The organism is Gillisia hiemivivida (assembly GCF_007997295.1).
GTDB lineage: Bacteria > Bacteroidota > Bacteroidia > Flavobacteriales > Flavobacteriaceae > Gillisia > Gillisia hiemivivida.
This window is the reverse complement of the sequence record NZ_VORY01000002.1, coordinates 211,334-231,428: the sequence shown is the minus strand read 5'-3', so window position 1 is coordinate 231,428 and position 20,095 is coordinate 211,334. Positions and strand designations below refer to the sequence as shown.

Here is a 20,095-nt window from a genome sequence, read left to right as displayed (position 1 = left end):
ATGAATACACCATCTTTTTTAGAAGACCATATTTCCCAGGTACCAGCATTACAGATTCTTATTAATCTTGGGTATGATTATGTATCACCACAAAAAGCATTGGAATGGCGTGGTAGCAAAACATCTCATGTGTTGTTTGAAAATGTATTACATGACCAATTGAAGAAGATTAATACCATTCAGCGTAAGGGTCAGGAATATGAGTTTTCAGACTCAAATATTAGCTCGGCTATTCTGGCCATAAAAGATTTACCAATTCAAGATGGTTTTCTAAATGCCAATGCTGCGTTTTATGATTTGATTACGTTGGGCAAAGCCTTTGAGCAGAGTATAGATGGTGATAAAAAGAGTCATACACTGCATTTTATAGACTGGGACAATCCAGATAATAATGTTTATCACGTAACAGAGGAATACAAAGTTGCCCGTGAAGCAAGAACGGACCACTATCGTCCAGATATTGTGCTTTTTGTGAATGGTATACCTATGGGCATTATTGAATGTAAGAGTCCTTCTTTAAACAGCACCAAATCACCAACAGAGTTAGGTATTGAACAACATATTCGTAATTTCAGTAAGACTGGTATTCGTTCACTCTATGTCTATTCTAATTTACTTATGAGCCTTGCTGTTAATGATGGTAGTTATGCCACCACAGGAACCAGTAAAGAGTTCTGGGCTAAGTGGAAAGAGCAGTTTCCAACTCGTGATGTAGAAAAGAAATATTGGGCTACTCTGGACAATCTTAAGAATCAGCCTTTAACTAGAGAACAAAAGGATGAGCTGTTTTCTGAAAAATTCAGTTATGTCCGTAAGTATTTTGATAGTCTGGAATCAGAAAATCGAAATACTACCAAGCAGGATGAGTTATTATACAGTATTTGTAGGCCAGAGCGTTTCTTAGACCTCATTAGAAACTTTACCTTGTATGATGACGGTATCAAAAAGATAGCTCGTTACCAGCAGTATTTCGCAGTCAAACATACATTGAATCGTGTTACTGGATTTGATAATACTGGAAAAAGACGTGGTGGTGTTATATGGCATACTCAGGGTTCAGGAAAATCTTTAACCATGGTAATGCTAGCTCAACTGATAGCTTCCAATGATAAGATATCCAATCCTAAAATATTATTAGTTACTGATAGGATTGACCTTGATGACCAGATTTCAGATACCTTCAAAAAATGTCAGAAGGAAGTGAAACAAGCAAGAACTGGTTCGCATCTTACCGAGCTTATTCATGATAATAGTGATGCCATTATCACCACAATTATTAATAAGTTTGAGGCTGCAGTAAAGCAATCAAAAAAACCATTTGAATCTCCTAATATCTTTATATTGATTGATGAGGGTCACAGAACTCAGTATGGTACTTTCAACGTTAGCATGGAGCGAGTTTTTCCAAATGCTTGTTTTTTAGCATTTACGGGTACACCACTAATGAAGAAGGAAAGAAGCACAGCTAATAAGTTTGGTGGTTACATTGGCACTCCTTATACCGTACAAGATGCAGTTGAAGATGGTGCAGTTGTTCCTTTACTCTATGAGGGTAGACATAATATAATTAAGTTAAACGAAGACCCCATAAATAGATATTTTGATAAGGTATCGGAGCCATTGAGTGATTATGGTAAGGCATCCTTAAAGCGAAAGTTTAATACCGTAGACCAATTAAACAAAGCGGAGCAAGTAATCTATGCTAGAGCTTGGGATATCAGTGAACATTACAACGAATTCTTTCAGACAAGTGGTGATAAGTATAAACCAAAGGCACAATTAGTTGCACCATCTGTAAAGGCCGCCCTCCTATATAAAGAGTACCTTGATGATATTGGAAAAGTTTCCAGTGAGGTAATTGTAACCAGGACCGACCAACGTGAAGGAACTGAGGATGGTTTCCATAATGTTAATCCCGAAAAGGAACGTGAAGACAAGTACTTCGATGCCATGACTGACAAATATGGTGATTTGGATAACTTTGAAAAGAGTGTTATCAGTCAGTTTAAAAAGCGAGAGCATCCCGAAATAATTATTGTTGTAATGAAATTACTCACAGGTTTCGATGCCCCAAATAACACCATTTTGTATCTATGTAGGTCGTTAAGAGAACATACATTACTTCAAGCTGTGGCGAGAGTGAACCGTGTATTTCCTGGTAAAGATTATGGATATATTATCGATTATTATGGGAATCTCGAGAATTTAGATAATGCTCTTAGTACGTATTCTGGATTATCAGACTTCAATGAACAGGACCTAGAAGGAGCTCTTACACAAATGGGGGAAGAAGTAAAGAAATTACCTCAGGCCCATTCCGAATTGTGGGATATTTTTCGGAATCTTAAAGATAAGAATTTGGAACCTACAGCTTATGAAGAATTACTTCAACCAGATGATATCAGGAACAAGTTTTATGAGAAGCTGAGTTATTTTTCACGTATTCTGAAAATGGCCCTTTCGTCAATAGATTTTGTACGTAACACTGAGGAAACGAAGATTAATAAATATAAAGCTGATGCGAATTTCTTTTTGAAATTACGAGTTGATGTCAAAAGAAGATATAATGATGAATTATCATACCGAGAATTTGAACCACAAATTCAGAAACTAATTAATAAACACATTTCCACTGAAGGTGATATTATGAAGGTGACCGAACTGGTGAATATATTTGATAAAGAGGAACGACAAGCAGAAATAGAGAAAATTACGGGTAAAGCAGCCCAAGCAGACCATATAGCTAGTAGAACCATTAAGGCTATCAATGTGAAGATGCAAGAGGACCCAGTATATTACAAAAAGTTGGCAGATTTGATTAAGGATACCATAGCAGAATATCACCATAAGCGTATCACAGAGTCAGAGTTCTTAAAACGTACTCAAAACTATGAAGATAAATTTTTCAATGGTCGTTCTGAAGATGCTCCTGAAGCTATAGCCAACAACGATGCTGCGATGGCTTTTTACAATTTCAGCAAATCCATTTATGATAATGGCACTGAAGCATCAGAAGCATTCCATATCGAGATAAGCCTAGCTACAGATAAAACAGTGAAGGACAATATTTACATCAATGGTAAGAAAATGGTTGAGTGGCACAGGGACAATGATGTTGTTGGAAAAATCAATATAACTTTGGGTGAAGTTTTCTACGAAATAGTTCAGAAGTATGACATGGACTCAGATTGGGACAAAATGGATAACCTAATTGAGGAGAATATTAAAGTTGCAATATTGAAGTATAAGTAATGGTAAAAGAACAAATCCAATATGGACAGTCAACCATTGAATATGACCTTGACTTTTCCGAACGTAAGACTTTGGGTATAAAGGTGCATCCAGATAAAAGTGTTCACGTAATTGCTCCGATAGATTCAGATAAGAATAGCATCAAAGAAAAAGTCCGCACCAAGGCAGCTTGGATTTTGAGGCAACAAGATTTCTTTTTATCGTTCCACCCGTTAACACCTTCACGCAAGTATGTGAGCGGTGAGACTCATATGTATTTGGGTAAACAATACCGCTTGAAACTAATAGAAGATAATACGGAATCAGTAAAGCTGAGTGCTGGTTGGATTAAAGTTTCCTTGAAGGATAAAACCAACCAGGTGCGTATCAAAGGTTTGCTTAGGGCCTGGTATAAGTCCAAAGCTGAAGTCCACTTTAACCAGCTATTCCAAGAAAAATTACACTTAACGGAAAAGCTTACGGAAGAATCACCATCACTTAAATATCGATGGATGGACAAACGTTGGGGAAGTTGTGACCACAACGGAACTGTGCACTTAAACCTCGAGCTTATCAAGGCTCCGAAGGTTTGTATTGAGTACGTTATCGTTCATGAAATATGTCATCTTGCTCATCTTAATCATAGCTCAGCCTTTTACGAGTTGTTGAGCAAGTTATATCCTAATTGGAGGGAGACTAAGGATAGGTTGGAGAAGTTGATGGTGTAATATCATACTTTTAAAGAGAGGAGATTTTTAATAAAATATGAGAGTAGTCCTAAAACACTTTGGGCCTCTTAGCAATAAAGCAGATAATAAGCATTTCAGAAATATTTAAAAGTTATAATTTCATGATTAATAGTCTTAGTTTTTCACAGAGAATGGGATATACTCCCAAGGCCAAAGAGATTCAAATCAATTCTATTGATGAAGATTTACGAAATAGGCTCTGGAATACAGTCAAATTTTATTATTGGGATGTAATCGAAGATATCCAAGTTAGAAAACGTGTAAATGTACTTCCTAAAATTTCCAACCTAATATGGCATCATTTCTTAAAACTTCCAGTTGATTCAAAACCGCAATATCCTATTATAGACCTAAGGAATCAATTTTTTAATGATTTCACTTGGAATAAAATATACGATTTCATTGAGTTCCTCCTTAAAGTTGATTTTGAATTTCTTTGTAAAGAAGACATTATGGAGGCAGTGAATATTGTTTTGGAAGAGGAATTTGCTGGTTACAGGTTGAACGAGGGGATATTTGTTCCCATAACTAATGAAATTGAATTGGGAGAAGTTAAAGAGGTATCCACCATGGTAATAAATTTTCCTCAATTTCATTCCGTAGGATTGCACATGTCAAGTGCACTTGAGAAATTATCCGATAGGGATAACCCTGATTACAGAAATTCTATCAAGGAATCTATATCTGCTGTAGAGGCTTTGTGCAGGCAATTGACCTCGGAAAACACCCTAGGAAAAGCTCTCTCAAAACTGGAATCGAAAGGAGTGAATATTAACAACGAATTTAAAAAAGGCTTAGAGAAATTATATGGATACACGAATACTAAAGAAAGTGGAATCAGACACGCAATTATTGGAAATCATATCGAACCAAAATTTGAAGAAGCTAAATTTATGCTGGTGAGTTGCAGTGCATTTGTAAATTACCTAATCGGCATTTCAAGAGAAAACAATATTTAAGCAAAATAATTATGGAAAATAAAATTATAAAAATTGATTTAAAGGAGTTTGAAGGTAAAACAATTTACGATTTCAAAATAAAAATAGCCGAAATATTAGGGAATATGAAAATCCATTATACAATTCCTTCACCTAATGGACCACGAAAAGATTATGTACAACCTTATTCCAGTTTTGATGTAACAGGTAATGAAAATCATTATTTAATTGAAAAAATAGAGAATTAGTATTTTCTATGTTCAAAATTAGATTAAAGTCATAATGTGTAACAGTTGTTGTTTTGTTTTGTAGTGTAAATCCTCACTTTATAATGTTCAAAAATAACTATCCTAAATTTGTACAATAAATTATAATTATCTATCTTTGATGGAAACGACCTCCAATGAAAAAAGCACGTTATAACCGTATCTCTTCACCAAACCAAAATCTTGAACGTCAATTAGTCCGTAATCATCCAGATGAATTAATCTTTAACGATGTTGTAAGTGGTGCCGTTGCATTTAATGAACGGGATAAGGGGAAGGAATTAGTAAAAGCTATTAAAGATGGTACAATCAATTTTGTAAGTGTTACAGCTGTTGACCGTCTTGGAAGAAATCTTTACGATGTATTAACTACGTTAGAATATTTTACGGAAAATAATGTAATACTTCGAGTTGATAATTTAGGTCTCGAATCCATGGCTAATGGTAAGCCTAATCCAGTTTTTAAATTAATACTTAGCGTGTTAGCGAATGTTTCTGAGATGGAGCGCACTAACCTAAGAGAGCGTCAGTTAGAAGGTATTTCTATCGCCAAAGCTAAAGGTGTCTACAAGGGTCGTGAACGTGGTAGTTCCATGAGTAAGGACGAATTCCTAACCAAACATAAACATGTCGTAAAAGAGGTGGTATCTCATCCTGAGTTATCCATTCGTAAATTGGCCAAGATAACTGGAGCCAGTATAGGAACTGTACAGAATGTAAAGAAGATGATGATAGTGTGATTTTAGAAAACAAAGATTTTATAAGTTTAAGTCTTAATAAACTTGTAAATTATTAAAAGTTAGATGTCAGAAATACAGAGAATTACATTAAATTTAATAAGTTTTTCTAAAATTATTCAAAATGAAATGTAAATCTTTTTTTTTGACCTTCCTCTTAGTTAGTTTAACTAGTTCAATAGTTGCCCAAATGATTTGCCAAGAGCAATCAATGTGGTGTTGGGCTGCTTGTATCCAAAGCTCTCTTTCGCAAGCTAATGTTTACAAGACCCAAAGTGATATTGTATCAAGATTGGTAGGTTGGCCTCAAGATAGACCCGCAAACAATGAGGATGTTATCGCAGTATTACGCTCATTCAATTTCAGAGCTTGGGAAGTGCAACGACCAGCTAATCCTTTAGAATTATATAATACCTTAAATGAAGGATGGAAGATTATTGCTTTCGTAAATCCTAGTAGAAATCCACAATTAGGACATTATATAATGCTCCAAGGCATTGCTCAAGATGGAAGTATTATGGTTAGCGACCCTGCTCCGACTCCAGGATGTCAGAGTTATAATCAGAATATTAGCGATTTATATGAAAGATGGAATTGGGGAGCTTCAATTGTAGTAGGCACTCCGTCATATTAATTTTATTAGAAGTATTTGGGAAATTTAAGGATTTACAACATCACCAAAATCTTATATTTTTGATATATCGACCATCTCAACAAAGTCATGAATAGTATACAAAACACCAATCTTTTCACCATTCTTTAATAAAGACTTTGCACTGGTAATAATTTTTTCAAGCTTACTAATATCACTAATTTTAAAAAACTTATTTTTAATGTATAAAATTTCTTTATGGTCTCTTTTAGGACTAACTCCGAAAAAAGTAAATAAGGTTCCAAACAATATTCTTTTTTGGATTTTAATTTCCTTTTTCTTCTTTTTTGAAAGCTCAGCTTTTCTTTTAGCTTCGATTCTATCCTTATAAAATATCGATATATTTGAACTATGTGCTTTGGATAATCCCCAGGATTTTCCTAAAAATTTATGCGCTGATTTACTACCATTATTACTCATATTTCTATTTGAAATTTATGGAATTTAGGAAAAACGGAATATCTAATATAATTAATCATTAGAATTTCTCAAAAACACCCAAACCAAATAAAGCAAAAACGTATTTTACGGGGTCATCTTGGTCGAGTTGCCTTAAAGCCTTATCGAGTTCTATTACTGCCTTAGCACCATTCTGTTTTCGGTTAAGTAATCCTAATTTCCTTGCTACATTACCAGAATGAACATCCAAAGGACATTATAATGCGCTAGTAGGTATGGAAGACCATAACCCGAAATCTACACCAGCATCATCTTTCCTGATTAACCACCTCAAAAACATATTAATCCTCTTGGCGGAAGAACCTTTTAATGGGTTACTGATATGTTTTTGTGTGCGGGGAAGGTGGTCCGCTTCAAAAATTAGTTATTTGAGTTTGGTTATCGCAGGTTGAAGAGTTCCTGGTTCTTGGTACTTAGTAAAAATTCATACTAAACCATTTTGAGATGAGTAAACATATTTTAAACCATTTATGAAACCTATGAAATCATCTCCATTGAAGGTGCGGTGAGCAAAATACAATAGCGATTCCAACTGGCATTCTGTATGGTGCAACACTTAGAAGAGCTGCTCGATTGGTGGTTGCAGTCTTGGTGTCGCTCAAAATGTTGATGTTGGACCCAGTTACTTAGGTAAAAATTCAAATGCAAATCTTGTAATAATTTTTTAATGCAAAATAAAAATGTAGCACACACTTATGTACTACATTTTTAAACTTAAGAATTACCAAGTTGTATTACGCAGCATCATTTTTATGAATCAAAATTTCCAGAACTCTTAACCAAGTTTTTTTATCAATTTCTGGCTGCTGCTTCAATCCTAACAGTTTGCGCTTAATCGCTAAGGCTGAAATTAAATCTCGAGTGTTCTCTTTATTACCCCAATCTTTCATCGCAATATGTTCAACATAATCCCAAACAATATCATTATTCCAGACTGATTCTGCATTAATCACGTCATTGCTTATTTGTGCATGTCTGTTGCTCCATTCTGAACAACTTATACCACCTTCTCCAATAATCCATATACCTATGGTCATTTTATTTACTAATTATTCCTCCATTAGTCACATCTTTTATAATCCTTGAAAATGTATTCTATTTCCTGACGATTCATTGTATATTCCATTTGGAAATCTATTTGAATGTACTCATCATCTATGCAGTAAAAATCGCAGTTGTGTAAAAAATCATCCACATCTAAACCTTCAAAATTCACGCAATAAAACCCTGTGATATAATTAAAATTTATAGTATCAATAAAACTATCTTGTGTTAATTTCTTACCAACAAATTTTAATTGAACATACCTGTTCGCCTGCCTTATAATATTTATTGATTTACTTGTAAAATCCAAATTAATACTAAATTCTGTTTGGATATTAACTTCATCCTTCCCTATTTCAAAGTTCATGATGTTCTCATCCAAATCATTAGGACAATTGTTGAAATAATCCATTAACAACGCTTTTAAATTTTCTTCGTTTAACCTTTTTGACATTTATTTATGTTTAAAAAATATATCAACCCATTGGAATTGATTTCTAATCCTAAAGCTACTACACATTTTTTCAAATAACAACCATACATTATTGTGGTACAGGAAGTTAGCATGTTTTCATTACTACCAAATATTATTTAAAATATATAACTAATTGAATGTTAGCTAATTGTCAATTTTGGATATCTTCGTTTTAGCAATAAAAAATTAATAAATATTTATTTCTTGCTAATTTAAAAAGGTTTATAGTATTAAATGCAGTTCAAAATGGTCCGAAGTCGGACTAAAATTTTTCAAAAACACCCAAACCAAATAAAGCGAAATCATATTTCACAGGGTCATCTGGGTCCAGCTGCCTTAAAGCCTTATCGAGTTCTATTACTGCCTTAGCATCATTCTGTTTTCGGTTAAGTAACCCTAATTTCCGTGCTACGTTACCAGAATGCACATCCAAAGGACAAGATAATGCGCTAGTAGGTATGGAAGACCATAACCCAAAATCTACACCAGCATCATCTTTTCGAATAAGCCACCTCAAAAACATATTAATCCTCTTGGCGGCAGAACCTTTTAATGGGTTACTGATATGTTTTTGTGTGCGGGGAAGTTGGTCCGCTTCAAAAAAGAGCTCCTTGAATTTAGTGATGGTGGGTTGTAATGTATCTGTTTCTTGGTAATCGGTGAATACCCCTTCTAAACCTCCATGATTAATATAAATGTGTTGTAACCCCTTTATAAAACCAATAAAATCATTACCGTTAAAGGTTCGATGAACAAATCCAGTTAACGATTCAAGCTGTTGGTCCGTGTGTCCCATTACGAAATCGTGAGGTGAAGAACCCATCAATTCAACCATTCGATTAGCATTCTTGATTATGCTCTTGCGGTTACCCCAAGCTATAGTTGCAGCCAAGAAACCAGAAATTTCGATATCTTCTTTAAGACTAAACTGGTGCGGTATCGATATCGGGTCAGAATCAATAAAGCTTGGGTTATTATATTCAACAACTTTTGAATCTAAAAATTGTTTTAATTCGTGTTGATTCATCGTTCTACTATTGCAATAATGGTTAGCACAAATTATTTTACCTTAATTATTAATACTTATGATGAACAATTTCTATTATGACCTTTTCTTCAATTTAAATTTAAATTTATATTTATATTCAACTTTTTAAAGTTTTAATATACTTAATTAATTGTTATGAATAATCAAAACCAGATGCTTCAAAGAGTCCACGAATCTAAATTAAAGATTGTTCCAGATTTTCGGCTTCAAGTAACTACCGTTTATTTTGAAGGGAAACTTTTTAATGGAATTTCATTTGAAAATTATCCGAACGGTAAAATAAAATTTGAAACCTATTATGTAAATGGTAAAAAAAACGGGAAAGATATTTCTTGGTTCAATGAGGGAACGTTAAAATCTGAATCAATAAATAAAAACGGGCATCCAAATGGTATTTGTAAAGGTTGGCATAAAAATGGGATTTTAGCATACAGCTGGCCATATAAACAAAATATCCCAGATGGTATTTGGAAATCGTGGTATGAGAATGGGCTTTTAAAATATGAAAGGTCATACCTGAATGCTAAAGCTCATGGTACCTGGAAAGAATGGCAAAATGATGGAAGTTTAGTATCTGAAGAAGCATGGAGTTTTGGTGAAAGAATCGGCAAAACAAAGTGGTACAACCAAGAAAGGAAGGAAGAGTCAGATATCTGGGATGATGCTATAGAAGAGGCTATGGAAGATGCTTTAGAAGATGATATAGAAGATGGAATAGAAAATGAATATTTTGAGGATGGTAATATAAAATCCGAAGTAATATGGAAGGAAGAAAAGATAGTTTCTTATAAAGAATGGTTCCAAAATGGCCAAATCTATTCGCATACTAATTATAAATATGATGAATTAGGCGGATTATTTCAACAATGGTTTTCAAGTGGACAGTTGGCAGTAGAATGCAGAATCAAGCATGATTTTCGCGACGGCTACTATAAAGAATGGCATGAAAACGGTCAAATATATCAGGAAACTTCATATACAATGGATAAATTGGAAGGAATATTTAGGGAATGGTACAAAGGGGGAAGTATAATGTTAGAGTTAACTTTCATAAATGGTGAAAAAAACGGTATTTATAAAAAATATTATGAGAATGGTTTATTAGAGAGAGAAGGATTTTTAAAAAATGATAAACCACATGGAGTATTTACATTATATAATGAAATGGGAGAACAGGTAAAGAAAAAGATTTATGACCAAGGAGAAATCACTTATGAGAAAATTTATTAAAGCATATTATTTGAGTTAAATATTAATCACCCTGTTTACCCTCAAGAACATGTTCTTAAGGTGGATGATACGCGAAGATAATACAGGAGTAGATTTTGGGATTTGGAAAAATATTTCACCTTCCTTATTATCCTGCCCTTTAGATGTGCATTCTGGTAATGTAGCAAGAAAACTAGGCTTGTTAAGTAGGAAACAGAACGATGCAAAAGCTGTTCGAGAACTCGATCTTTCCTTGAGGGTATTGGATAAAAAAGACCCTGTGAAATACGATTTTGCCTTATTTGGACTAGGAGTTTTCGAAAAATTCTAGTTTCAAACTAGATTCCCGTAACTATTTCTCCATCCACCATCGTCAATTTTCTATCGGCCATGTTAGCCAATTCTTCATTGTGTGTAACTATTACAAAGGTTTGGTGAAATTCTTCTCTAAGTTGAAAAAACAGCTTATGTAAATTTTCGGCAGACTCACTGTCTAAGTTACCAGAAGGTTCATCGGCATAGATTACAGCAGGATTATTAATTAAAGATCGCGCAACAGCAATCCTTTGTTGTTCCCCACCACTTAATTCAGAAGGCTTATGATGCGCTCTAGGAGATAAATTTAAGAATTCCAACAACTCGTAAGCTCGCTTCTCTGCAGTGGCTTTAGAAGTTCCTTTTATAAAAGCAGGAATACAAATATTTTCTAAAGCGGTGAATTCTGGTAATAACTGATGAAATTGAAAAATAAAACCTACTTGTTCATTTCTAAATTTAGAGAGCATTTTAGAATTCTGCGAATAAATATCTATACCATTCACTTTTAAAGTGCTGTCAGGTTTTTTGTCTGGTTGATCTAATGTGCCTAAAATATGCAAAAGAGTTGTTTTACCAGCTCCAGAAGCCCCTACAATAGACACTATTTCGCTTTTTGCAATATGCAGATTAACCCCTTTGAGGACGTGAAGGTCCCCATAGTATTTATGAATGTTGTTTGCGTATATCATGAATTTTTAAAACTAATAATTCGTTGATCTTTAAAGTATATAAAATTGAGTATTTATCCTTTAAAAATATTTTTCACATTGTTATAATCTATAAAATAAACGAGTCTCAAAGATAAATTTTGTCTAAGATCTTGATTGAATAAATTTTGTGAACTTTCAGTAAACTCTATATCACTCTGCTTATCAAAATTAAATATTGAGTTTCTATATAATAGAATAGCCTCACTTCCCGGAGCAAATTGCCAACTATAACTTAGATCTAAATTCCAAATATTGAAATTTGCGTTAGGGTTATTGTTTTGTGTAACTTGATATTCTATTGGTGCTAAATCCCCATTATCCAAAAGCGAACTGAATTTGCTGTCTTCAAAATTTGCTACAGACCAAAAATTTCTAAAACTTAAATTCAAAGCTTGTTTGGTGCTAAAATTATAACTTGCCTGGATAGCATTTTCTATGCTTTTCACATCTCTAAGCCCAAATATTTCACGCCTAGGCTCTAAAGTCACAAAACTATTTCTATTTGTTGATGTGGAATATCTAAAGTTATAAATCATAGAAAATTGATCACTAAATCTAAATCTCGGACTTACATTAATTCTGAAATTTTCTCTGTCAGAATCAAAAAAGCTTACATAATTCATACTCACATCATAAGCAAATTTCTGTCTATAATCTGAAGATATAAAGCCATCTATTACTGTATAACCAGGATAATTTACAAATTTTCCTTCTCTTCTGGGTTCAAAGAAGTCTTTAGACTCCGTATTTAATTTTATAAAACTTCCAAAGGCAAACCTGCTTAAGGTAACTGCGAAAAAGTTGGTTCCAATTGCGCTTTCTGTTTCAATATTAGGTTTGTATCTTCTTCGATGATCTCCAAAAAGCCTAATACTAAATTTATTAAGGATCTTAGTAGGTTCAAAAATTTCGTAGGAGATATTAGTTCCAAAATTATTATAGTTATTTCTAAAATTTAGACCAAGATCATTGATGTCGTAGGTCTCATTGGCAAAATCATGATCTATTCCATATCTAAAATTTCCTTTTGTTCTATCAAAAGAAAATTCAGAAGCAAAACCAGTTATATTTTGTCCAGGGTTATTTACGTTACTCATTTTCGCCTCACCGGCATAATTGAAGGAGTTGGTTTTATTATTGATATCAAATAAAAATCCGGTTACATTTCCATCTCTAGCATGTCCATTCCTGGTTACATTTGTATTTATAAGGGTGATAGATGAATTTTGATTGTATTGTTGGTCTAGGACTATAATATTATAATTAGCAAAAGGCTCGGTAATAATTGTTCTATTTAAACCAGTTAAAGTATCTCCAATTATTGCTTCAGTTTCACTGGTAATGGCATTAAAAAATCCCACTCCCAATCCATTCTCTGTTCTTCCAGATATTTTTATAGCATTCAACAAATCCGTATTTTCAGGATTCTCAACCAAGATTTCATTTTCTAATATCGCGGCTTGGGCATTATTAAAACCAAGTGGAGTATCTCCAATACGTCTGGAATAAAATAAATTCCCTTTTGTAAATAGTTCGGTTCCTTCAGTAAAAAACGCTCTGTTTTCACCAAAAGCTTGCTCAAACGGTCCTAAGTTTAACTCTACGGCATCAAAGGCTGTCTGCCCAAAATCTGGAATTAAGGTTGCATCGAGAGTAAAAGCATCAGAAATACCATATTTAATATCTAATCCGGCACTAAAATTACTAATTGTATTATTCTGAAAATTGTCTACTTCAGCAGAGGCATAGGGGTAAAAGCTTAATCTAACAGGGGGGTCAATGTTCTTTATCCCTTTTAGAAGCCCATTGTATTGAGTGTCTTTCCCAATAGATTTATCTATATAATTCCAGGTATATACTTCATTTAAATGCAAAATATTCCTCAGAAACTGAATGCTCCAAAGTTGCTCATCTTTTTTAGGAAATCTTAATGCGGCATACGGGATTTTTAACTCTGCATACCAACCTTTATCATTAAAGGAAATTTCACCTTCCCAAACTACATTATAACTGTAATCTTCATTATTACCAGACATTTTAGCATCGGCAATAGCGCCGGCAGAAGTAATTAAAAAACGTGTCTGGTTTTCTCCATCGTTATAAGTATTAATATCTATTAGAAAAAAATCAGATTGTTCTACGTTATCACGTTGAGTGAATTGTCGTAATATTCTATTTGGCTCATTATCCAACATCGTCGCTGCAACATAAATAGCTTCGTCATCGTAGGCTAATTTTACAAAAGTTTTGTGAGTTTCTCTTATGGGTGTTCCATCACCAGGTTGTACCATTACAAAGTTACTTGCCTCCGGAAGTTCCTCCCAAATGGAATCGTCCAAGATTCCGTCTATTTTTGGAGCATTAAAAATTCTTTGGGCATTATAACTTTTTTTAGAAATTTTATCTTGCTTACTGTTTTGGGCTTGTAATTTTATGAAGGATAAACAGACGAATAGTATAAAAATTGTTCTAAGAAACATAAATTAAATCTAATAAATAAAAAGAACCGTTGGGGTTACAAGATTACAAAAGAAATGGAATTAATTTTCAACAGAACCCAATTAATCGTTAAAAAATCTTGTTTTTTTATTAATTCACTAATTTTAATTAACATTTGTAAAGTATGGAAAATATAGAATCTAAAATAGCTACTCTTGCGGGAGGATGTTTTTGGTGTACAGAAGCTGTTTTTGAAAGAATAGAAGGAGTAAGCACTGTAATTCCTGGTTTTACTGGGGGGCAAATAAAAAATCCAGCTTATAGAGAAATTATATCTGGGAGAACTGGACATGCGGAAGCTATTGAAGTTCATTTTGATCCAGCAGTTATTTCTTTTAAAGAGCTATTGCTAATATTCTTTAGCACACACGATCCAACTACTTTAAATAGACAACAGTATGATAAGGGCACTCAATATAGAAGTGCTATATTTTATCATTCTGAAGATCAAAAACAGGAGGCTGAGGCAATTGTTAAGACACTTGAGGATCAGGAGGTTTTTAAAGATCCTATAGTAACCGAAATCACCCAAGCTTCCCCATTTTATGAAGCTGAAGCTGAACATAAAGAATATTACTCCAAGCATAGACAACAACAATACTGTCAGGTTATTATAGATCCAAAGATCAAAAAACTAAGACAATTATTTTCTGATAAATTAAAAAAGGCCAAAATATAGTATGTATCGATTTTTTGAAGAATATAACGAAGAAGTTACTGAGGGACTTACTGATAACTTCAAACAAATTATCCATGGGCTAGGGGAGGATACTTCTCGTGAGGGTATTCTTAAAACTCCAGAGAGAGCTGCGAAAGCTATGCAGTTTTTAACTCAAGGCTATGATGCAGATCCTGTGAAGATTTTGAATGATGCCATGTTTAATGAAAGCTATGACGAGATGGTTGTTGTAAAGGATATAGAGTTGTATTCCTTATGTGAACACCATATGTTGCCATTTTTCGGAAAAGCGCATATTGCGTATATCCCAAATGGTAAAATTGTAGGCTTGAGTAAAATACCAAGGGTAGTAGATGTTTTTGCCAGAAGATTGCAAGTGCAGGAACGTCTTACACATGATATTTTAGAATGTATCAATAATACCTTACAACCACAGGGTGTTGCGGTTGTTATAGAGGCGCAGCATATGTGTATGATGATGCGCGGAGTGCAAAAACAAAACAGCGTTACAACTACTTCAGGATTTAGAGGACAATTCAAAAAAATTGAAACCCGTAATGAGTTTTTAAAACTCATAAGTTCCGATCTTAAATAATTGGCATTTTTTTTGCTTTATTCTATGTATAAAACTTAAAACTGATGAAGACCTTAAAAAATAAATTATTAATAAAAGGATTAATGTACGATGCTATTGGGATGGTAACCATGGCAATTCCATTAGTAGGTCCTTTTTTAGATATAGCTTGGGCACCGTTTGCTGCAAATAAAATGTCTGAAATGTACCCAGGTAAAAAAGGGAAAATAGCTTCTGTGCTTGTATTTATAGAAGAGATATTGCCTTTTACAGATGTAATTCCAACTTTCACACTCATGTGGTTCTATACTTTTGTTTGGAAGAAGGAATCAATTCAAGAGGAGTACGTAATGGAAGCAGAAATTGTGCAATAAACAAACTTAAAAAAGATGAAATATAAGCCTCCAAAGAGTTAATCTTGGAGGCTTTTATGTTGTTAAAATTTGGTTTGAATTCCAATAGAGATGTTTCTGCCCATATTCGCAATTCCGTCTGTCTTTAATCTGGAAAGGTGGGAAACATAATTTTTGTCGAATAGATTATTTCCACTAATTCTTATTTCCAAAGGGACTTTCTCAATCATAATAGTACCACCAAACCCTGCACTAACTAAAGTGTATCCTGATGTGCTGGTTTCAAAATCACTAATCTTATTTTGTGCTCCGGTACTTTTCACAGTAATAAATGAATAATTATTGGAGAACCATTTAAAGGAATCAAATTCTGTTCTTAATGTGTTAGTGATAGAAGTAGCAGGAATAAAAGGCAGACTTTCCCCATTATCTTTTTCACCGATCACAAGAGCCAAACTACTTTCTAAATGCAACCAATCTATGGGGTGTGGATGTAGGTGAAAACCGGCCTCACCTCCATATAATTTAGCATCGTCTTGTGTATAAACAAATACGCTACTTTCGTCTATAAGTTCATTGGTGGGAGCGATAAAAATATACTGGTTGATTTTATTGTAAAATGCATTTCCAAAGAGTTCAAAATGCTCGTTACGATATTCTAATGATAAATCCAACTGAATATTTTGCTCATTTTCCAAATTAGCATTTCCAATTTCAAACCTATTAGTTCCTTCATGAACCCCGTTAGAACTAAGCTCAGCAAGATTAGGTGCTCTAAAACCAGAAGCAGCATTAATTCTTGTTGTCAAATTTTCAAACAAATCGAATTTGATTCCCAAGGAACCATTATAACTTGTGAAATCACGATCTATAGCTTGAAAATATCCAGGCTCTCCAACAGTTCCGTTTTCTTGAGTGTTGATATTTCTGGTGTCAAATCTTAAGCCAGCTTGAATATCTATTTTCTCCAAATGATAATGAGTAGTTCCCAGAACTCCAAAATCGCGAATGGAAGCATCTGGAATCAATAACTCTTCTCCAAAATTCTCATTAGTCTGAAATAATCCCTGTACACCAAAAATAGTTTCAAAATTACCCCAAACTGGCGCATTATATTTAAGGTCGTAATTTAAGGTCTCTAAGTGCATTTCTAATGCGGGATCTGGAGACTCTTCTTCAAATTCTTTCCTATTATTAAACAAATAACCAACTTTAAGATCTATACTAGACTCTGGAAGAAATATCTTATTACTAAGACTTACAATATGATTGTCCAGTTTTTGATATGGAGAAATAATGTCTTTAGAAGTGGTTTGTTCTCCAATTTCCCCAGGAATTCCAATATTTGTATTGTTGTAATTGTATCTGAAATCTCCCTTATATTTAGTGTCTTGAAAACCAATTCCAGCTTTTAGATCCTTCTCTTGGAAACGAGAGTTGGTAACACGAACGCCATCACCTGTTTCATAATCACTATGTACAGCATAATTTCCCCGCACTAAATAGCTCCATTTCTCTCCTGAAGTTTTTAAGCCTAGGTTTGCTTCAGAGCCAACAGTATTGCTAAAATAATTATAACTAGCATCTATAGAGGTACTATCAGATTCAGCGTATTTTTCAGGATTCAAATATAACACCCCACCAAGGGCGTCGCTTCCATATAACAAAGATGCAGGACCCTTGATGACTTCTACACTTTCTACCCCGCTAGCACTAACACCTAGTCCATGTTCATCTCCAAATTGTTGGTTTTCCAAACGAACCCCTTGGGCATAAACCAAAACCCTGTTTGCGCTTAGACCTCTTATCACCGGTTTACCAATTCCTGCACCGGTAGTTATACTTTCTACACCAGCTATTTGGGTAATTCCTTCAGCTAAGGTTACAGCACCTGCTTTTTTGAGATCTTCTAAAGATTCTCGCTCTACTTTTACCACATTTTCACTTTGTAATTTATGAAAAGGAGTAGAAACAATTACTTCCTCCATTTCAATAGCCGAAGGTTGTAATTCTATAATTACAGGATTTCCTGAAGGAGAGCTGAAACTGAAGGTTTTTGTGGTATAACCAATAAATGAAACCACCATTTTAAATTCCCCATCTGGAATATTAGATAACTTAAAATCTCCATCTAGATTGGTGATGGTTCCTTTTTCTAATTTTGAAACATAAACATTAGCACCAATTATAGGTTGTTTTGTTTCGAGATCTATTAGTTTACCCGTAATGGTATTTTGTGAATATACTGAAGCGCATACTATTAATAATAGTACACTTAAGAATGATTTTATCATTTTAATAAATTATGAGATTCAAAATTGCAACATTTTATATGCTGCCAGAAACTAATTATGCAATTTGGAAAGAGGAAGGAGGACCTCTTAACGAAAAAGATAGTTTCTGAAAATCACTTAAAAATTCGTAATAATTAAAGAATTTTTTGTTTGGAGGTAACACTTCATCTAACTCATAACTAAAAAAATGAAATGCAATTATAGGGCTTGGATGAAAATCACATAGCTCACAGTCTAATGTAGTTTTATGAAGGTGAGTAGTGCTATGATCATCACAGGCAAAATTAGGATCGTGTGCAAATACATGATTAAAATTCAGAAAGGAGGGAAGTAACAAAATGAGTGTTAATCCTAGTATACCATATTTCTGAATAGTACTCAAATTACTCCTGATTTAAATAACGTCCGAAGCCTAGTCTTGTAAGCATCTTTTTTTCGAAGGTCCAGAAAAATTGAAACTGACCGAATAACCACCCAAAAAGAACTAATAATATTTGATAAATAGGGAAAATTAAGAGAATGCGTAAGCTCCAGAAAATATACCAAGGAGAAGTTTCGCGGTATATTCCGAAGAATTCACACACAGGGGCTGCTAATTTTGTAGCAGAAGAGCCTGTAATGGCAAAAACCAATAAAATAATAATAAGTTGAAAATTAGTATCTATTCCCCAACGTTCTTTTAATTTATTCATATTGCAAATATATCACATCACTGTGCAATTAAAAAAAACTTGAGCTTATATTCGTGTTGGTACTGAAAATCGTTGATTATACTCCCTAGAGAAAAACACGAAATAATTATATAGCATATAGTTCACTTCGTATCCGTAATCCACGAAATTATCATAATTAATTGCTTGTATATATAAATTTGGGTTATAATTGAAAGGTTGATTTACACGACTATTATATTCCTGAACCAAAAATATGTTCTTATTTTCAAGATAAGATTGTGAATGATACCCTCTAGGTTTTGCAATGCTATTTATAAATAAGTTAAAGCCGGGTTCAATTACAATAATTTCATATTCCAAGCTATCATTAGCAATACGAACAGTGTCGTTGGCATTAGCAGTGATTTCCTTTTTATTGAAATCCCGATTCTTAGTGGAACTACAGCTATATATAAAAAGCCCTAAAACCAGTATGTATAGTAAATTTTTCATTTTTTTTATTTAAAAACTACAAAAATTATTCCTAATCTATTTTCCACCTAGCATTCCGCCGAGAATTCCACCGCCACCTTTTTTATTTCTGCCAAAAATCATTCCTGTTACATCATCAATCACACTTCCGTCCCCATCTTTATCTAATAAAGTTTCTATTAAAGAAGAATCATGCGCTCCAGATGATCCCATTACAGAATCAAGTAAGCTTCCTAATCCCGAAGATTGTACATTTTCCTTGCTTTTTTGACTTGCCAGAACACTCATAAGTAAGGGCGCCGCCATTTTGATAATGCTGGAAACAGAAGACTCATTCATATTTAGAGTGCTTCCTATAGTCTTAGTTATCATTTCCTGTTTTCCCCCTAATAGGTGTCCTAAGATTTTTTCTCCTTCAGAAGACATATCTGAAGCCTTAACAGATTTCAAATTACTTAATAAAGCATCGCCATGCTTATCATCATTTAATGCTTTGTTTAAGCTTTCTACACCAGTGTCACTTTTCATATTCTTCTTCATTGCACCCAACAAAATAGGTAAGGCCATACCAAGAGCTGCAGAAATATTCTCTTTATTTTCCGAAGTACTATTACTTGCTTTTGCAATAAAATCTTCGCCCATAGAAGTGTTCAATAAATCTAAAATAGATGCCATGAGGTTTGTTTTAATTTAGGAATACAATTTACAATTTTTA

21 protein-coding genes and 2 pseudogenes are annotated in these 20,095 nt (G+C 33.7%); 11 read left to right on the top strand and 12 right to left on the bottom strand.

Translation table 11 applies throughout. From position 1 onward, the window contains the following. The 6 genes from ES724_RS03305 (at position 1) to ES724_RS03280 (ending at position 6,555) form a co-directional block, all read left to right on the top strand. Positions 1-3,252, top strand: coding sequence for a type I restriction endonuclease subunit R (locus ES724_RS03305; RefSeq protein ID WP_146929529.1), 3,252 nt, complete (start codon positions 1-3; stop codon positions 3,250-3,252). After that, entirely contained in the window at positions 3,252-3,959 is a 708-nt protein-coding gene (locus ES724_RS03300; RefSeq protein WP_146929526.1) for a M48 family metallopeptidase, read from the top strand. The genes ES724_RS03305 and ES724_RS03300 overlap by 1 nt, the downstream gene beginning before the upstream one ends. Positions 3,960-4,018: 59 nt before the next feature. Further along, a complete protein-coding gene (locus ES724_RS03295; protein WP_146929523.1) occupies positions 4,019-4,939 on the top strand; it encodes an AbiJ-NTD4 domain-containing protein in 921 nt (306 codons plus the stop codon). Positions 4,940-4,950: 11 nt separating this feature from the next. Beyond that, positions 4,951-5,166: a hypothetical protein gene (locus tag ES724_RS03290; protein WP_146929520.1), complete on the top strand. Its 216-nt coding sequence runs from the start codon at positions 4,951-4,953 to the stop codon at positions 5,164-5,166. Positions 5,167-5,321: 155 nt separating this feature from the next. Further along, on the top strand, positions 5,322-5,924 hold the full coding sequence (locus ES724_RS03285) for a recombinase family protein (RefSeq protein WP_146929517.1): 603 nt from the start codon (positions 5,322-5,324) through the stop codon (positions 5,922-5,924). Between the two features lie 142 nt (positions 5,925-6,066). Beyond that, on the top strand, positions 6,067-6,555 hold the full coding sequence (locus ES724_RS03280; RefSeq protein WP_170249843.1) for a papain-like cysteine protease family protein: 489 nt from the start codon (positions 6,067-6,069) through the stop codon (positions 6,553-6,555). A gap of 51 nt (positions 6,556-6,606) precedes the next feature. Here ES724_RS03280 and ES724_RS03275 read toward each other — a convergent pair whose 3' ends face one another. The 5 genes and pseudogenes from ES724_RS03275 to ES724_RS03255 form a co-directional block, all read right to left on the bottom strand. After that, complete coding sequence (locus tag ES724_RS03275) at positions 6,607-6,993, bottom strand: hypothetical protein (RefSeq protein WP_146929511.1); 387 nt, start codon at positions 6,991-6,993, stop codon at positions 6,607-6,609. Between the two features lie 58 nt (positions 6,994-7,051). Beyond that, a pseudogene (locus tag ES724_RS03270) lies at positions 7,052-7,588 on the bottom strand (TIGR02757 family protein); the annotation flags it as partial. A 178-nt stretch (positions 7,589-7,766) separates the two neighbouring features. Beyond that, positions 7,767-8,069 carry a hypothetical protein gene (locus ES724_RS03265; RefSeq protein WP_146929508.1) on the bottom strand — a complete coding sequence of 101 codons (303 nt, stop codon included), beginning with the start codon at positions 8,067-8,069 and terminating at the stop codon, positions 7,767-7,769. A gap of 23 nt (positions 8,070-8,092) precedes the next feature. Beyond that, positions 8,093-8,530, bottom strand: a complete 438-nt coding sequence (locus ES724_RS03260) for a hypothetical protein (RefSeq protein ID WP_146929505.1) — start codon at positions 8,528-8,530, stop codon at positions 8,093-8,095. A 283-nt stretch (positions 8,531-8,813) separates the two neighbouring features. Then, on the bottom strand, positions 8,814-9,578 hold the full coding sequence (locus ES724_RS03255) for a TIGR02757 family protein (RefSeq protein WP_146929502.1): 765 nt from the start codon (positions 9,576-9,578) through the stop codon (positions 8,814-8,816). 156 nt (positions 9,579-9,734) lie between these two features. On the opposite strand from ES724_RS03255, the gene ES724_RS03250 reads away from it, so the two are divergent. Further along, positions 9,735-10,829, top strand: coding sequence for a toxin-antitoxin system YwqK family antitoxin (locus ES724_RS03250; RefSeq protein ID WP_146929500.1), 1,095 nt, complete (start codon positions 9,735-9,737; stop codon positions 10,827-10,829). Positions 10,830-10,875: 46 nt separating this feature from the next. Then, positions 10,876-11,139: pseudogene (locus ES724_RS03245) on the top strand (DUF2400 family protein); the annotation flags it as partial. A 7-nt stretch (positions 11,140-11,146) separates the two neighbouring features. Here the strand turns inward: ES724_RS03245 and ES724_RS03240 are convergent. Both ES724_RS03240 and ES724_RS03235 read right to left on the bottom strand, forming a co-directional pair. Continuing rightward, positions 11,147-11,815, bottom strand: coding sequence for an ABC transporter ATP-binding protein (locus ES724_RS03240; RefSeq protein ID WP_146929497.1), 669 nt, complete (start codon positions 11,813-11,815; stop codon positions 11,147-11,149). Between the two features lie 53 nt (positions 11,816-11,868). After that, complete coding sequence (locus ES724_RS03235; RefSeq protein ID WP_146929494.1) at positions 11,869-14,316, bottom strand: DUF5916 domain-containing protein; 2,448 nt, start codon at positions 14,314-14,316, stop codon at positions 11,869-11,871. Positions 14,317-14,459: 143 nt separating this feature from the next. On the opposite strand from ES724_RS03235, the gene msrA reads away from it, so the two are divergent. From msrA to ES724_RS03220, 3 genes are read left to right on the top strand one after another with little or no spacing between them, the layout of a single operon-like run. Next, positions 14,460-15,014, top strand: a complete 555-nt coding sequence (msrA, locus tag ES724_RS03230) for a peptide-methionine (S)-S-oxide reductase MsrA (RefSeq protein WP_146929491.1) — start codon at positions 14,460-14,462, stop codon at positions 15,012-15,014. Between the two features lies 1 nt (position 15,015). Next, a complete protein-coding gene (folE, locus tag ES724_RS03225; protein ID WP_146929488.1) occupies positions 15,016-15,609 on the top strand; it encodes a GTP cyclohydrolase I FolE in 594 nt (197 codons plus the stop codon). A 44-nt stretch (positions 15,610-15,653) separates the two neighbouring features. Then, on the top strand, positions 15,654-15,962 hold the full coding sequence (locus tag ES724_RS03220; protein WP_146929485.1) for a hypothetical protein: 309 nt from the start codon (positions 15,654-15,656) through the stop codon (positions 15,960-15,962). 62 nt (positions 15,963-16,024) lie between these two features. On the opposite strand, the gene ES724_RS03215 is transcribed toward ES724_RS03220, so the two are convergent. Genes ES724_RS03215 through ES724_RS03195 form a run of 5 tightly spaced genes read right to left on the bottom strand, consistent with a single transcriptional unit; the run spans position 16,025 to position 20,055 of the window. Continuing rightward, positions 16,025-18,235 carry a TonB-dependent receptor gene (locus tag ES724_RS03215; protein ID WP_146929482.1) on the bottom strand — a complete coding sequence of 737 codons (2,211 nt, stop codon included), beginning with the start codon at positions 18,233-18,235 and terminating at the stop codon, positions 16,025-16,027. A 55-nt stretch (positions 18,236-18,290) separates the two neighbouring features. After that, entirely contained in the window at positions 18,291-18,617 is a 327-nt protein-coding gene (locus ES724_RS03210) for a hypothetical protein (RefSeq protein WP_146929479.1), read from the bottom strand. Position 18,618: 1 nt separating this feature from the next. Then, positions 18,619-18,927, bottom strand: coding sequence for a DUF6787 family protein (locus ES724_RS03205; RefSeq protein ID WP_146929476.1), 309 nt, complete (start codon positions 18,925-18,927; stop codon positions 18,619-18,621). A gap of 45 nt (positions 18,928-18,972) precedes the next feature. Next, positions 18,973-19,401 carry a DUF6146 family protein gene (locus ES724_RS03200; protein ID WP_146929473.1) on the bottom strand — a complete coding sequence of 143 codons (429 nt, stop codon included), beginning with the start codon at positions 19,399-19,401 and terminating at the stop codon, positions 18,973-18,975. Between the two features lie 36 nt (positions 19,402-19,437). Continuing rightward, positions 19,438-20,055: a DUF937 domain-containing protein gene (locus ES724_RS03195; protein WP_146929470.1), complete on the bottom strand. Its 618-nt coding sequence runs from the start codon at positions 20,053-20,055 to the stop codon at positions 19,438-19,440. Positions 20,056-20,095: the final 40 nt, after the last annotated feature.